Source organism: Autumnicola patrickiae, assembly GCF_031846525.1.
Lineage (GTDB): Bacteria > Bacteroidota > Bacteroidia > Flavobacteriales > Flavobacteriaceae > Autumnicola > Autumnicola patrickiae.
In genome coordinates this window covers 250884-265455 of the sequence record NZ_JAVRHM010000001.1, presented here as the reverse complement: position 1 = coordinate 265455, position 14572 = coordinate 250884, and the positions used below count along the sequence as shown (strand labels likewise).

Annotated in this window: 12 protein-coding genes and 1 tRNA gene; 6 read left to right on the top strand and 7 right to left on the bottom strand. The window is 39.3% G+C overall.

The annotated features are described in order from the left end of the window. Window positions 1-20: 20 nt before the first annotated feature. From bshB1 to mazG, 4 genes are all read left to right on the top strand, one after another. Window positions 21-737, top strand: coding sequence for a bacillithiol biosynthesis deacetylase BshB1 (gene bshB1 / locus RM549_RS01200; protein ID WP_311679862.1), 717 nt, complete (start codon window positions 21-23; stop codon window positions 735-737). Between the two features lie 61 nt (window positions 738-798). Then, a tRNA-His gene (locus RM549_RS01195) sits at window positions 799-874 on the top strand. Between the two features lie 480 nt (window positions 875-1354). Beyond that, window positions 1355-1774 (top strand): lipocalin-like domain-containing protein, encoded by a 420-nt coding sequence (locus RM549_RS01190; protein ID WP_311679860.1) that lies wholly within the window; start codon window positions 1355-1357, stop codon window positions 1772-1774. Between the two features lie 119 nt (window positions 1775-1893). Then, complete coding sequence (gene mazG, locus RM549_RS01185) at window positions 1894-2667, top strand: nucleoside triphosphate pyrophosphohydrolase (protein WP_311679857.1); 774 nt, start codon at window positions 1894-1896, stop codon at window positions 2665-2667. A gap of 99 nt (window positions 2668-2766) precedes the next feature. On the opposite strand, the gene RM549_RS01180 is transcribed toward mazG, so the two are convergent. The 7 genes from RM549_RS01180 to RM549_RS01150 all read right to left on the bottom strand — a co-directional run bounded on the left by RM549_RS01180 (window position 2767) and on the right by RM549_RS01150 (window position 12553). Next, on the bottom strand, window positions 2767-5205 hold the full coding sequence (locus tag RM549_RS01180; RefSeq protein ID WP_311679856.1) for a DUF349 domain-containing protein: 2439 nt from the start codon (window positions 5203-5205) through the stop codon (window positions 2767-2769). Between the two features lie 116 nt (window positions 5206-5321). Next, window positions 5322-6053: a shikimate dehydrogenase family protein gene (locus RM549_RS01175; protein ID WP_311679854.1), complete on the bottom strand. Its 732-nt coding sequence runs from the start codon at window positions 6051-6053 to the stop codon at window positions 5322-5324. Beyond that, entirely contained in the window at window positions 6050-7066 is a 1017-nt protein-coding gene (locus RM549_RS01170; protein WP_311679853.1) for a DUF368 domain-containing protein, read from the bottom strand. The genes RM549_RS01175 and RM549_RS01170 overlap by 4 nt, the downstream gene beginning before the upstream one ends. Beyond that, complete coding sequence (locus RM549_RS01165) at window positions 7053-7991, bottom strand: DUF368 domain-containing protein (protein ID WP_311679851.1); 939 nt, start codon at window positions 7989-7991, stop codon at window positions 7053-7055. Before RM549_RS01165 ends, RM549_RS01170 begins: the two co-directional genes overlap by 14 nt. A 136-nt stretch (window positions 7992-8127) precedes the next feature. Beyond that, a complete protein-coding gene (locus RM549_RS01160) occupies window positions 8128-9525 on the bottom strand; it encodes a tetratricopeptide repeat protein (RefSeq protein WP_311679849.1) in 1398 nt (465 codons plus the stop codon). A gap of 92 nt (window positions 9526-9617) precedes the next feature. Then, complete coding sequence (locus RM549_RS01155; protein WP_311679847.1) at window positions 9618-10814, bottom strand: aspartate aminotransferase family protein; 1197 nt, start codon at window positions 10812-10814, stop codon at window positions 9618-9620. Next, the gene (locus RM549_RS01150) at window positions 10811-12553 is read right to left on the bottom strand and encodes an OstA-like protein (protein WP_311680662.1); all 1743 of its coding nucleotides are present in this window, start codon (window positions 12551-12553) and stop codon (window positions 10811-10813) included. The genes RM549_RS01155 and RM549_RS01150 overlap by 4 nt, the downstream gene beginning before the upstream one ends. A 302-nt stretch (window positions 12554-12855) precedes the next feature. Between RM549_RS01150 and RM549_RS01145 the strand changes: the two genes are divergently transcribed. Together RM549_RS01145 and RM549_RS01140 are read left to right on the top strand one after the other, a co-directional pair. Then, a complete protein-coding gene (locus RM549_RS01145; RefSeq protein ID WP_311679845.1) occupies window positions 12856-13671 on the top strand; it encodes a ferritin-like domain-containing protein in 816 nt (271 codons plus the stop codon). A 22-nt stretch (window positions 13672-13693) separates the two neighbouring features. Continuing rightward, a complete protein-coding gene (locus RM549_RS01140) occupies window positions 13694-14566 on the top strand; it encodes a ferritin-like domain-containing protein (protein ID WP_311679843.1) in 873 nt (290 codons plus the stop codon). The last annotated feature ends 6 nt before the right edge of the window (window positions 14567-14572 follow it).

Here is a 14572-nt window from a genome sequence, read left to right as displayed (position 1 = left end):
TTAAGTAGTAAAGAAGAAAAATGAAATTAGATATATTGGCTATAGGATCACACCCCGATGATGTAGAACTTAGTTGTGCGGGAACTATAGCAAAAGAAGTAGATCGGGGAAAAAAAGTTGGGATCCTGGATTTAACCAGGGGAGAACTGGGCACCCGTGGTACTGCAGAGACAAGGGATAAAGAAGCGGCAGATGCAGCTAAAATTCTGGGAGTAAAGATGCGTCATAACCTGGAATTTAGTGATGGCTTTTTTGTGAACAATACATCCCATCAGCTGGAGATTATCAAAATTTTACGGAAATACCGCCCAGACATTATATTATGTAACGCTGTTGAAGACCGGCATATCGACCATGGTAAAGGAGCAAAATTAGTCAGTGACGCCTGTTTTTTAAGTGGATTGAGAAAAATTGAAACTTTTCATGAAAAAGTAAAACAGGAAGCCTGGCGACCAAAGCATGTTTTTCACTACATCCAGTGGAAGAACCTGGAACCAGATTTTGTGGTGGATATTTCAGGTTACATGGATACAAAAATGGCAGCTGTCAAAGCTTATAAAACCCAGTTTTTTGATGAGGAAAGTAAAGAACCTCAGACACCTATCTCCAGCAGTAACTTTTTAGAAAGTATTACATATCGGGCAAGGGATTTGGGCAGACTTATTAATACAGAACATGCTGAAGGCTACATGGTAGAGCGGCATGTGGCAGTAGATTCGGTATTTGACCTCATATAATTATTATTTTTTTCTTTGGGAAATTATAGAAATAACTTACATTTGCAACCGCAATTAAAATGGTGGTTGTAGCTCAGCTGGTTAGAGCGCCTGATTGTGGTTCAGGAGGTCGCCGGTTCGAACCCGGTCTTCCACCCTTTAGAAGCTCCTTAGGAAACTAAGGAGCTTTTTTTTGTATGTATATCCCAAAGTAAAAGCAACCTGTAGATCAACTGAAGTTAAAAGCTTTTGTTTATGTAATTTTTTATCTTCGGGAGCACAAACTCATTGGCTAATTAAAGGTTATTCTTCAGAAATCTGCTGAAGGTCGATAATTGCCATTTCCAGCCTGCTCTTTAGGACCTGCGAACATCAGCGCTTTCTGCGGGAGCTTGAAAACTGGGGAATTAGGGGATATTCTTTGCTTCAGAACATTCACAGAATCACTTTGCGGCTCCTAAAGCAGTGTAAAGGGACCATGCTTCCAAAATGACAATTATCGATCCTGAAAAAAAGTGTAGTCTCTTCTCTCTGCTCTTTTTTCTGCCTTTACGCTTTCTTAGGTCATTACAGAAAATTTCTTCTTTACCGCACGCAACCTTCTTATATATTTTACATCTATAAGAAAACAATACATCATGAAATTAATTCTTCAATTAATCGCCCTGCTTTTACTTTTTCTTTTTTCCGGATGTGAATCTGATGATAAGGAACAATTAAAGGTTTTAGATTTAACAACTACAAACCTCGTGGGTACCTGGAAACTTTCAGAATCTTATGTAAGTCCTGGTGGCGAAACTTCCTGGCAAGCTGTGGAAGATGGGAGCTCTTACACCTTTACTAATGAGGGAACTTTTACTTCAGATTTTTATGAAAACTGTACTGAAGGGGAATATACTGTAGATGGTGATAATCTTACTTTAACTTACACCTGTGAAGAATTGGAGGAGGGGCATGAGGTCTGGAATCGTGTAGTGTACTCACTTACCGAAAAAGAGCTGATCTTGAGAGGTATAGGTTGTACAGAAGCCTGCCTGTACAAGTACAAAAAAATGTGATCCTGGTTTTGTTAAGGATCTTAGCTTTTGTTATCTCAGATTTCGCAAATTTTTCCCCGAATCTTCTTTAGCGTCTCTTTCTTTTATCTTGTATTTTTGTGAAAAGCTGAAAATTTACAATGAATTCAAGAGAAGAGCAATTAAAGGCGTTTGACCGTCTTCTGGATATAATGGATGAATTAAGGGATAAATGTCCTTGGGACCGCAAGCAAACGATGGAATCGCTGCGACATCTAACCATTGAGGAAACCTATGAGCTTGGAGATGCCATTCTGGATAAGGATATGGATGAGGTCAAAAAGGAGCTGGGGGATGTTTTACTGCACCTCGTATTTTATGCGAAAATTGGTAGCGAAACGGAAGATTTTGATATTGCAGATGTGGCTAACTCTATTTGCGACAAGTTAATTTCCCGACATCCACATATATATGGGGATGTAGAAGTAGCCGATGAGGAAGAGGTGAAAAGGAACTGGGAAAATCTTAAACTGAAAGAAGGAAAAAAAAGTGTGCTCGAAGGCGTTCCGCGTTCACTGCCGGCCATTGTTAAGGCTAACCGGATACAGGATAAAGTGGCCGGAGTTGGATTTGATTGGGAAGAACCTGAACAGGTTTTTGAAAAACTTCAGGAGGAATTGGGAGAACTTCAGCATGAAGTGAAGTCCAACAATAAAGATGAAATAGAAGCCGAATTTGGCGATGTTTTATTCTCGATGATCAATTATGCACGTTTTCTGAACGTCAACCCAGAAAATGCCCTTGAAAGAACCAATAAGAAGTTTATTAAACGCTTTCAGTATCTGGAGGAGAAAGCAAAAGAAAATAACCGGGCACTTAAAGATATGACCCTTGCCGAAATGGATGTGTTCTGGAATGAAGCGAAGAAGCTTTAGGTGAAAAGTGAAGAGTTTAGCTAAAGAGTTAATGTAAAATAAGAAACCCAGCGATTTTTAATCCCTGGGTTTCTATTTTTTAGTTTAAACTCCGAACTTTTAATACAAAGACTTTACTTTCTTCAATTTCTTTTTCCAGACCTCAAGTTGTGCTTTGTGATCGTTAATATTTTTATGCACATCCTGGACCAAAGGATTATCTTCATCTACATTAGAAAAGAACTGAAGGTTATTCTCCAGCTGTCTTATTTCGGCAGTAGTCTCTTCTATTTTCTTTGTAAGGAAATAATGCTCATTCCTTATCTTTTTCTCGTCATCTGCATCATTCAGCGCCTGGATCTTGTTCTCGTACTTCATCATTTCAGCTTTGGTACGGTTCACATCCAGTTTCCCGAATAATTGATCCAGAACTTTATTAAATTTCCCTTCAATAAAACGCTTGCTGTAAGGCACTCTACCAACATTTTTCCAGGCAGCTATCTGCTCCTTAATTTTTGCCAGATCGTCTTCTTTATTACCGGAAAGTTCCAGGGCTTTTAATTTATCCAGAATCTCCTTTTTCTGATCAAAAGCTTCAGTTTCCTCTTTATTTTCTTCGTTTTTGCTGGCATGCAACCTGTCAAAATAATGATTACATGCAGCTTTAAACTGCTTCCAGACCTTATCGCTGTCCTTTCTGGGGACATGGCCAATTGTTTTCCATTCTGCCTGAATTTTCTTCATTAAAGGAGTGACAGTCTTAAAATCGTCACTGTCTTTATTGTCATCGGCAATTTTAATAAGCTCTCGCTTTTTCTCAAGATTGTCGTATTGCTGCTTTTTTAAATCTTTGTAGAAATTGTTCTTGTTCCGGTTAAACTTGCGAACGCTCTGTTTAAATTCGCTCCAGGTTTCTTCATTTTTAGCTCTTGGAACTTTTCCGGCTTTAAAAAATTCTTCTCTTAAAGCTTCAAGATCCTTGATCTTTTGTTGCCATTTGTTATGGTTGTTGTAATTTTCTTCAGCAATTTCTTTGATCTTATTAATGATCTCCTGTTTCTTTTCCCAGTTTTTTTCAAAAACCTGGTCGAGATTATTAAAATATTGCTGCCGTTTATCATGGATTTTTTTAGTGGCATCACTAAACCTGTTCCAGATATCTTCACGATATTCTTTCCCAACCGGCCCCAATTCTTCTTTCCACATTTTATGGAGCATCTGAAGCTCACGGAAGGCGCGGTTAACATCTTCTTCCTCAGCCAGCTCTTCTGCACGATCTATAACCTTAAGTTTTTGCTCCAGGTTGTGTTTAAAATCCAGGTCACGAAATTCCCTGTTTAGATGAAGAAAATCATAAAAATTCTCTACGTGGTGATGGTAGGTATTCCAAACGTTGTTGTACCGGTCCCGCGGGATCGCACCGGCAAGTTTCCATCGATCCTGTAAATCTTTAAAATGTTTATAAGTGGTATTGATGTTTTCTTCAACATCTATAAGCCCTTTAAGCTCCTCGATAATTTCAAGACGCTTATTTAGGTTGTGATTCAGGTCTTGTTTAAGTTGCTTGTAGTAACGATTTCTCTTCTCTTTATAATCAAAATAAAGATCATTAAACCTTTTTTTAAGGGGAGTAGAGTAGTGGAAGTCGATAATATTTCCGCCGTCTGCAAGAAATTCTTCTTTTTTCTCTTCCAGCTCTTCGTCAAATTTGGCGTTAAATTCCGCTCTTATTTCGGTAACGTGATCTTTTATTGCCTGCACTTTCTCCTTTTTCAGTAAAGCTTCCAGTTCATCTGTTAGCTGTTCCTTACTCATGGAATGGTAGTCCTTTTTCTCTATATTATGCCGCTCAACTGCGCTTTCATCCTCGCTGTCTTCAGCAACAGCATTATCAACATCCTCCTGGTGACTTTTAGAAGCTTTGCGGTTCTCATTTACAATGGCGCCTGCTACATCGCTATCCAGGTCTTCGTCTTCCCCGTTATCCTCGCTACTACTGTTCGTAGCAGAAATATTTTCCTGTTTTTTGTTTTCCTGAACATAAGCATCTGCCGAATCATTGTCTGATTCACTACTTTTTTCAGACTCGTAAGCTTTAGAGGCTGCCGCAAGTTTTTCTTCTTCAGAAGCGGGATTTGCCTTTATGGCATCAGGCTTTGCAGTGTTAACCTTCTCTTCCAGGCTTTTCGCCTGCTCATCCGCATCACTGTCAAAAGTAGGATTTGCAGCAGTCACGTCTTCCTCTTTTTTATTTTCCTGTACTATAGCATCTGCCGTATCATTTTCATCTTCGTCATTTTCTTCGGAAGCTGAAGATGCCGCAGTAGATTTAGATTTCTCTTCAGCTGAAGCAGACGCGTCAGAATTGCCATTTTTGGCAGGCTGTTCTTTTTTTGTATTATCAACAGGTTCAGAAAATGAATTTTCATCAGTACCTTCATCTGCTGCCGTTCTGTTACCTTCCTTTAACTCTCTTTCTTCTGAATTTTTACTTTCTGAAGTATCGGGAGTATTGGCGGAAAGATTTTTCTTCTCCTTATCATTTTCTTCTTGAGACATATCTTTCAATGTTAACGTTCGTCGTGATTGTTTATGCCTGAAAGATAACAACTCCCCTAAAAATGGGCAAGGGATTAAGTTTATTTGTAATGATTTGGAATAAAATGAAGAGGATATCAGGTATTCCAGATTTCCCAGGCTTTTTCTGCCTGTAATTGCAGCATTCGCAGGCCGTTACTGGTTGTAGCTCCATTTTTTGCCGCCAGTTCTATGAATTTCGTTGTGGAAGGATTGTAGATTAAATCGTAAGCAAGATGATCCTGAGTCAGATACTGATAAGGAATGTCGGGATGATCTTCAGTATTGGGAAAAGTACCTAAAGGCGTGGTGTTAACAATGATTCTATGTTTCTGAAGGATTTCTTCATCAAGATCCTGATAAGAAATCTGACCCGTCTTCGGATTTCGGGAAACGTAGAGGTACTTTATTCCCAGTTTTTGAAAGGCAAAAGCCACAGCTTTTGAAGCCCCGCCCGTACCCAGAATTAGAGCACGATAATTGCCATTTTTAAGCATCGGCTTTATAGCCGCAGAAAATCCTACGTAATCTGTATTATATCCGGTAAGGCTCCTGTCTTCTTCAATTTTAATAGTATTTACCGCTCCAATAGCTTCAGCATTAACATCCAGCCTATCCAGGTACTCCATAACCGATTGTTTATAAGGAATTGTCACATTTAGACCTTTTAAAGCCTCATTTTCCTTAATCACCGCTTCAAAATTGTCAATTTCGGGAATATCAAAGTTTCTATATTCAGCATTAATAGCCTCTTTCCGGAATTTTTCAGAAAAATAGCTTCTGGAGAATGAATAATCGATATTCTTTCCCAGTAATCCGTATAATTTCATGCTTTCTTATTTTTTTTCTCATACCAGGCCAATGCCAGCACAATAAATATACCTACTACTATAAATAAAATGGCAATCCAGGTTTGAAAATGTGCAAAATCGGGCCAATACCGGTCGTAATTATCAACTATTTGATTGCCTTGACTGTCAGTCAAAATTTTTCCTAAATTGTCTTTCTTAAAAGTTTCTTCTTTCCATGGCCATACCACTCCAAGCGAGCCTGTAATAAAGCCAATTATTACCGCAAAAGTGTCATTTTTGTAATGCTTCAACACAAAGCCCAGTAAATGTGAAAGTGACACGAGGCCAGCCAGGGAGCCGAGGGAAAAAACTATTAATACCTTCAGTAACCTCAACCGCTCCTGATTACTTGTGAAACTGAAATCCCAGCTAAGTATATCGGCAACGGTGTCATACAACGCATTAACCGAATCTACCAGTAACAACACGTAGTTACCAAGTAAAATAAGAATAAACGAACCTGAAAGCCCCGGCAACGTCATTCCCGAGACACTTATTATTCCGCAGAAAAAGACGAACCAGAGGTTGTCGTTTTGCTTGGCGGGCTCCAAAAAACTAATGGCTACCCCGAGAATAATTCCCGCCAGAACAAAAAGAATGCTCCTTTTGCTCCACTCTTCAAAATCTTTGCTGATATAGTAAATAGAGCCAATAATCATCCCGAAAAATGCTGCCCAAACATATAGTTCATAATGAACAATCAGGTAGTCCAGGATTTTGGATACACTAAAGTAACTTATAAGCATTCCCAGGATAAGAAGGCCCAGGAATTTTCCATTTATGTATTGAAAAAGACTCCCGAACCTGCCACTAATAAGCAGTTTAAAAGCTTTAAGATTTACCTTTTGAAGGGAATAAATAAACTCTTCATAAAATCCAGCAACAAATGCAACCACACCACCCGATACTCCGGGAACCTTATTGGCAGCTCCCATGGCAAGCCCTTTGAGCACCAGAAAAAATTTATCGGTGAAGGTCCTAGTCTGCTGCATTAGCATTCAGGGGTTTTTGGCTGGCGAAATATTCAAGACCTAAAATCACTAAAAAACCTGCTAACATTAAAAGAAGGGCAAATAGCGTGTTGGATTCCCCATCATAATTCCATGGTAAAACCGAAGCGTCCCTCATGATTACTTCTTTATCACCATACGTTGCAGTTTCCAATACTTCTTTCCAGGGCCAGATTTTATTAAGAGAACCAGCTATAAAACCAGTGAGGACGGCAAGAGTAATTGTACTGTAATTGGTGAAAAGCCACTTGAGCAAGCGCGAAAAAGAGAGTAACCCGAAAACAGCGCCTAAAGCGACAATTGCAAGTGTTTTTATATCAAAATCATGTGCGGCTTCACTAACAGTCTTGTAGGCTCCCAAAAGTAGTAGGATAAAAGCTCCTGAGATGCCAGGTAAGATCATGGCGCAGACGGCTATTGCACCGGCAAAAAATAAGAAGAGTGAACTGGTGTTTCCTGCCATTGGAGGAAGAGAGACAATGTAAAAAGCAATTAAAGCCCCAATAAGTAATGCTACTATTACTTTCAAATTCCACTCCGGAATTTGTTTTCCTACAAACCAGATACTGGCAAGTACCAATCCAAAAAAGAAAGACCAAATAAGAATGGGATGGGCTTCCAAAAGGTAGTTGGTAAGGCGCATCACGGTAAAAATACTAATTAGAATCCCCAGTAAAAGAGCAACAAGAAAAGAGCCGTTTAATTCTTTCCACATAGCAGCAAATCCTTCTTTTTTCCAGGTTTTAAGCAAAGAAATATTTACACCTCCAATGGTGCCAATAAGTTCTTCGTAAATTCCTGAAATAAAAGCGATAGTCCCGCCAGATACACCGGGAACAACATCTGCAGCTCCCATAGCCATGCCTTTTAGTGTAATCGTAAAATAGTCCCTGATGCTTCGTTGCATATCCTGAAATTAAAATTCTGCCAAAGGTAACAAAAACCCGGAAGTAGAAAACCGGAATACCCGACGGAAAGTAGGCATAACGGCAGAATATTCAGGTTAATTTTAAATTAAAAAATTTGCGGGTTGAGATCTGTACCTATAAGGTTTTTACATAGGAATTTATGATTTCCCTTACGCTCTTACGTCTGAAAATTGATGGGAACAATTCTTCTATAATAATATAATATTCGGCATCCAGTCTAAGTCCGTTCTTCAGGTGAAAATATGCTTTGTCCCCTTCGTTAAGGCAAAAGAATAACCCGGCCAGACGATATTCAATTTCGGCAGTTTCAGGATAAAATTCCAGTGCCTGCATCAGGTTTTGTACGGCCGTTTCAAATTCTCCAAGGTCAATAAGAATATCACATCTCTTGATCCAGGTTTCCAGCTCATAATTTCCTAGCTCGAGGCTCTTTTTATAACCTTGTTCAGCTTCTTCGTAGAAGTTTAACCGGTTATTAATTTTCGCGTAGCGTTTCCAGTAAAGAACGTTTTCTTCATCTATATTAATCGCCTTATTGATATAGTACAGGGCTTTTTGATAGTTGCGTTTCTTGATGTAAAAATCTGTAATGGCAATCCAGCCTTTGTCAAGAAGCGGGTCTTCATGTACGGTTTTCTTATAATTGTCCAGAGCAAGTTCATCTGCACCAAGTTTTTCGAAACATTTTCCGATCCTTAGGTAAGCAAAAGAAGTTGGATCATCCAGTTCCAGGGTTATCCGGTAATTTTCAATAGCTTCATTATAACGGCCAAGTTTTTCCAGCACTTTTCCTTTCTCCAGGTAAGCACCAATAAAATAGTCGTCGCTAATAATTGCAAAATCAAATGCTGTAAGCGCTTTTTCGTAATCTTTAAGGTCGAAATACTGTTTTCCCACCTGGTGCCATGCTACTTCACAGTAAGGGTTTTTATTGAGGTACATGTTAAGGTACTCAATCGCTTCCTCTTTTTGATCAAGGAAATCGAAACAGTACATCACATTATAAAGTGCCGAATAATCTTCTTCATCTGCTTCCAAACATTTCATAAAGCTGTATTTGGCATTCTCGAAATCTTCAAGAAATAGATATTCCATTCCTATAAGCGAATGTACATCAGCTTCATCTAAAGTTATTTCAAGGGCCATTTCCAGCGCATCAATAGCAGCCTGGTGGTCGTCTCTTTTAGATAATATTTGTGCTTTCTGAATAAAAACCTCTTCATTGGAAGCTTCAAGCCCCTCAAGTTCATCAAGTAATCCATCAGCAAGATCCAGCTTGTCTTCAAAGACAAGAATCTCTACCTTAAATAACTTCAGATTAGTGGAAGTGGGATGTTGCGCGAGCCCTAATTTTACAGCCTTTTTTGCAAGTGCAATTTTGCCGTTCTCTAAATAATGATGAATGATGTTCTCGAACTCATTAGAGTCAAAGAAAAGAACATCGTTTGTTTTCAGCATCGATTCAAAGCGGGTAAGCGAGAAATTGTTTTCTTCGTTATGGCTTAATTGCATAAACAAGGTGTTTACAGGATTTCTACTGTATTAAAATTAAAAATCATAACAAGCAATTCCGGAATTTAGGCATTTTGTTGTTAACAATTTAATCAACAGGAGCGGCCGGGGCTATATATTCCCTCTAATATGTCAATAATAATGCCACAACCCTGCCTTATTTCTTCTTCTGAAATAGTTAGTGGCGGAGTAATACGAATTGCTTTTTTTTCGAATAAAAGCCAGAACAAAATCAGTCCTCTGTCTTTCGCTTTTAGAATAACTTCTGAAGCTATTTCTTCAGTAGGGACAAGGGCTGTGAGCATTAAGCCTTTGCCGCGTATTTCCGTAATTAGCGGGTGGACCAGCAGTTCACGGAATAATTTCTCTTTCTGAAGAGTTGCCGGTATTAAACCTGTTTCTGTAATTTCTTTTAAAGTAGCCAAAGCGGCAGCCGCAATCACAGGATTTCCTCCAAAAGTAGTAATATGGCCAAGTTTTGGATTGTCTGCCAAAAGGTCCATTAATTCCTCTGAAGCTGCAAAAGCACCAATAGGTAAACCTCCGCCCATGCCTTTGCCTAAAGCCACAATATCTGGTGCGACATCAAAATTTTCGAAACCAAATAGTTTACCTGTTCTTCCAAATCCCGGCTGAATTTCATCCAATATTAACAATGTTCCTGTTTTTTGGCAGCGCTCTTTTACTTTTTTTAGAAAATCATTTTCCGGAAGAATAAAACCCGCACCTCCCTGAATCGTTTCGAGTATAACTCCTGCAGTTTTTTCAGTTATTTTTTCTAAATCAGCTTCATTATTAAAAGTAATAAATGAAATATCGCCTATTAATGGTCTGAAAGGAGCCATGCGTTCCTCCATGCTCATCAGACTTAACGATCCCATAGTATTGCCATGGTAAGCATCTTTGGCAGCTATAATTTCACTCCGGCCTGTAGCTCTTCTGGCAAGTTTCAAAGCACCTTCAATAGCTTCGGTGCCGGAATTGGTCAGGTACGTTTTTTTGATATTATCGGGAAAGTATTTCGCGAGAAGCCTGGTGAGTTCTACTGCCGGTTCTTGTGCATATTCTCCATACACCATCACGTGCAGGTATTTCTCTGCCTGATCCTTTATGGCGGTAACTACTGCCGGATGGCAATGCCCCAGCGAACAAGCCGAAACTCCTGCCACAAAATCGAGATGTTTTTCACCGTCTGTAGTAAAAATATAGGAGCCTTTGGCGTGTGAAACTTCCAAACCAAGCGGATGAGGTGTCGTTTGTGCCTGGTATTTAATAAAGTCTTCTCTCAAATTTGCTCATTTTCGTCCGTAGCGGACTCGTTCTCCAATTCATTTACCGGCTGAAGTTCTTCCTGTTCCTTTCGTGGCGGACTTTTAGTATTCTGAAGATCTTCAGGTTGCAGGCGTGAGTTTTCATTCAGCAAAAGATCATCGTCTTCCCGCTCATCAAAAAATTCTTCCTGCTCTTCGGGTAAAGGAATTCCCTGTATCCTGACAAGTTCAGGTGCCGGTTTTCCTTTGAAAAGATCTTCCTTAGTCAATAACCTTTCTTCGCCCCGCCAGTTAAAGCCAATAAGCAGCCTTTGATTTACAGGGAATTCTTCTTCGGGATATAAACCTCCTTCAGGGTTATCGAAATAATAAATTTCATCTATGTTCTGCTCGCTGAACAGGATCCTGATAGAACTTGAAACTGTTCTGTTTATGCCTATAAGTTCCTGCTCTTCATTGCGCATATAATTCAGCGTTTCCGTATTCTTATTTATATCTACCTGATAAATGTCATTTTCACGAAATAAACCTACCAGCTCCATTCCTTTTACCTGATTATAACCTTCAATGGTATCCTTCTGAATTAAAAAAGCATTCTCAAAGACCATTAGCGAATCCAACTGTTCTGTTTCGGGATTAGATTTAAGATGAATAGTGTCACCGGTCATCTGACTTTCACCCGACCAGATCACAGGGTTTCTTCTCTTGGAAACCGAAGTTACCGACCCGCTGGTTAAGTTGATCAATTTGGTTAACCCACTATTCTGGTCGACGTAAATTGAATCACTTTTTCCACTCATATCTGCTTTAAACAACCTGACATCATAAAAACCACGAATCACTCTTTCCTCAGGTTCACCGGTAATCATGAGGGTGTCGCTGTGTATAAAAATTGAATCCCGATCCTGAAGAGTAGCTGCTACGGGCCTTTTAGTTATAATTACGGAATCTTTTTCCCTGAAAACTTCAGCGTAATGACCGGTAACCACACTTTGATTAATGGTGTCTGTTACGATAATATTGTTTGTGGCGGAGGCAAAATTTCTATTTCGGTCAAAATAGAGACTATCACCTTCCACTTTTCGATTGTCATAATCGATTTGCGAATTCTTTACGAAATAACCAGTATCACCGCGCGTATCATAGAATCCTCTTTCGCAGTAAACAGTACTTGTTTCACTTACAATAGTGGTAGGTCCATAAAGATAGGCATGACCTGTTTCTGAATAAAAATCGAGCTGTTCAGAATTTATTACGTATTCCGGATTTGTTAGAACAACATCAGAGAGAAAAGAATATTTATCCTGTTCCATATAATACCTGCCAACAAGACTGGTAAGAACGCTGGCGGTATCGGTTACCTGGCCTCCACTACGGTAATATGCCTGCTGTTTTACACGATCAAAAAATAAACTATCAGTTGTTAAGGTAGTTTGAGGCCTTTTCATTACCACTTTACCACTGGCAAAAGCAAACTGGGTTGTGCCATTATATTCAGCATAATTACTGGACATGCTTACTGTGTCCCCCTGCGTCATCCTTACATTTCCAAAAGCCTTAAAAAAGTTATCCTGATTATAAAAAACAGCATTATCACACCATACCTCAATCCCCTGATGGGTGAAATGTACCTGATCTTCAACTTTACTTAGAATAATAGCTCCGGGATATCTTTCTTCATTTTTTACCTGGCGGTCGCTGGTGTAATCGATTTTTTTAGCATCCTGGGCATAGCTAAAACAAGAGCAGAACACCATAAAAAAAACCAACAAAAAATTAAAGTACTTCAAAAGAAAAAGTTTTTGCAAAAATAACGAAAATTTCCTCGAAATAGTGTAAACATTTAGGAAGGCTTAGCAATGAATCTCTACTGTGGAGTTATTTGTATGTCCCGAAATATCATCAGTTAGCCTTAAACGACTCTTAATGTTGAGTTAACGTGACTTAATGAAATGCTAAAAAACCCTCTATTGGAGGTGCTTTGGTAAAACATTAACAGGATGAATGGCAGCTTCACCTTATTTGCACGTAGATTTAAATGTGAACCAAAATTCAAATTATGAAAAAACCAGTTGTAAAGGTAGATTTTATTGAAGAATCACCGAAAAACGGAAAATTTAAATCTCGGAGGAGATTTATAAAACTTGGCGGGATTGCTTTTGCCGGCTCCAGTTTTTTAATGTATTCCTGTAGTGAAGATGATGATTTTAATCCTGGCCAGCAGCAAGAGCCAGATCCAACAAATCCTGAGCCGGAACCTGAGCCAGAGCCGGAACCAGAACCAGAACCAACTGCGTTTGATTTAGGTAGTGGTGATGTTGGCATCCTTAACTATGCTTTTGCCCTTGAGCAACTGGAAGCTGCTTTTTATACAGCAGTAAGAGAAGGAGGTTACTATACCGGAGCACCAGAAAATGAACAAAGTGTTATTGATGACCTTTATAACCATGAGGTAATTCACCGTGAATTTTTTAGGGCGGCAATTACTGCTGCAGTAGGAGAAGGAAATGAAGATATGGTTCTGCCAGATCTTGAATTTGATCTTTCTTCGGTAGATCTTAGCAGCAGGGACGAGGTATTACAAACTGCACTTACTCTCGAAAATACAGGAGTAGGAGCATATAATGGCGCGGGAGACAGGCTGTCAAATTCTGATTATTTAACCATTGCAGGTAAAATTGTTTCTGTAGAAGCAAGACATGCTGCAGCAATCTACGAACTGCTAAATCCTGAAGGTGGAATTGCAGCTGATGAAACTATTGATGAAAATGGACTCGATCTTGCTTATGATCCTTCAGAAGTGATCGAAATTGCAGGAGGATTTATTACAACCGAATTCACCGCAAACGAGTTACCTGAACCAATGACATCGTAACCACTAACCAAAAAAGACAATTATGAGTTTAATAAAGATGTTGGATGGATTTACATCCAAAAATTTAATGAAAAAAAGGAGTTCACGTCGCGAAATGTTCGCTACTGTTGGATCTTTAGGTAAGAAAGCAGCTGCGGCAGCTGTTCCTTTTGGACTTGCAACAAATAAGGTAAACGCGGCAGCTTTCTTTCAGGAAACAACAGGACCTGTAGAGGCATTACAGTTCGCATTACTTCTTGAACGTCTTGAAGATCAGTTCTATATGATGGCACTGGAATCAGGTGTTTTAACTGGTCGTGGCGCAAGAGTTGAAAATGTTTTTATGGATATTTCAGCCCATGAATCTGCTCACGTTGAATTCTTAGAAAATAATTTGACTGATGCAGGGGCAGATGTAAGCAATATGCCAACTTTTGATTTTACAGCTGGTGGTTTATTCGATCCATTTAATGATAATGGAGATGCTGATACCGCCTATGCACAAGTGTTGGCCTTAGCTCAGGCATTTGAAGATACAGGAGTTAGAGCATATAAAGGACAGGCTCCTAATCTAATGAATACTCCATATCTGGAACCTGCTTTACGAATACACTCTGTTGAAGCAAGACATGCTGCTGCAATTAGAAGGATAAGAGGTTTGGAAGGATGGATTACTCTTGATAATCCGGGTGCGGGAATCCCTACTCAGGCGGAAGGTGTTTATGCAGGAGAAGCTAATGTTACTCAGGGCGGTGTTGATCTTACCACTTTGGATTATGGTGATTCACCTTTAGTTGGTGATGTTGCTGAAGCAGTTAGCCAGGCATTTGACGAACCTTTGAGCATGGATGATGTAAGTGCTATCGCTGGCTTATTTATTGCTGCTGATAATGGTGAGAGTGACGAAGAAGATTAAATCTTT

Bases quoted from the DNA above. Each gene is read 5' to 3' on its own strand.
- bshB1 (WP_311679862.1), top strand. From the start codon at position 21: ATGAAATTAGATATATTGGCTATAGGATCACACCCCGATGATGTAGAA.
- RM549_RS01190 (WP_311679860.1), top strand. From the start codon at position 1,355: ATGAAATTAATTCTTCAATTAATCGCCCTGCTTTTACTTTTTCTTTTT.
- mazG (WP_311679857.1), top strand. From the start codon at position 1,894: ATGAATTCAAGAGAAGAGCAATTAAAGGCGTTTGACCGTCTTCTGGAT.
- RM549_RS01180 (WP_311679856.1), bottom strand. From the start codon at position 5,205: ATGTCTCAAGAAGAAAATGATAAGGAGAAGAAAAATCTTTCCGCCAAT.
- RM549_RS01175 (WP_311679854.1), bottom strand. From the start codon at position 6,053: ATGAAATTATACGGATTACTGGGAAAGAATATCGATTATTCATTCTCC.
- RM549_RS01170 (WP_311679853.1), bottom strand. From the start codon at position 7,066: ATGCAGCAGACTAGGACCTTCACCGATAAATTTTTTCTGGTGCTCAAA.
- RM549_RS01165 (WP_311679851.1), bottom strand. From the start codon at position 7,991: ATGCAACGAAGCATCAGGGACTATTTTACGATTACACTAAAAGGCATG.
- RM549_RS01160 (WP_311679849.1), bottom strand. From the start codon at position 9,525: ATGCAATTAAGCCATAACGAAGAAAACAATTTCTCGCTTACCCGCTTT.
- RM549_RS01150 (WP_311680662.1), bottom strand. From the start codon at position 12,553: ATGGTGTTCTGCTCTTGTTTTAGCTATGCCCAGGATGCTAAAAAAATC.
- RM549_RS01145 (WP_311679845.1), top strand. From the start codon at position 12,856: ATGAAAAAACCAGTTGTAAAGGTAGATTTTATTGAAGAATCACCGAAA.
- RM549_RS01140 (WP_311679843.1), top strand. From the start codon at position 13,694: ATGAGTTTAATAAAGATGTTGGATGGATTTACATCCAAAAATTTAATG.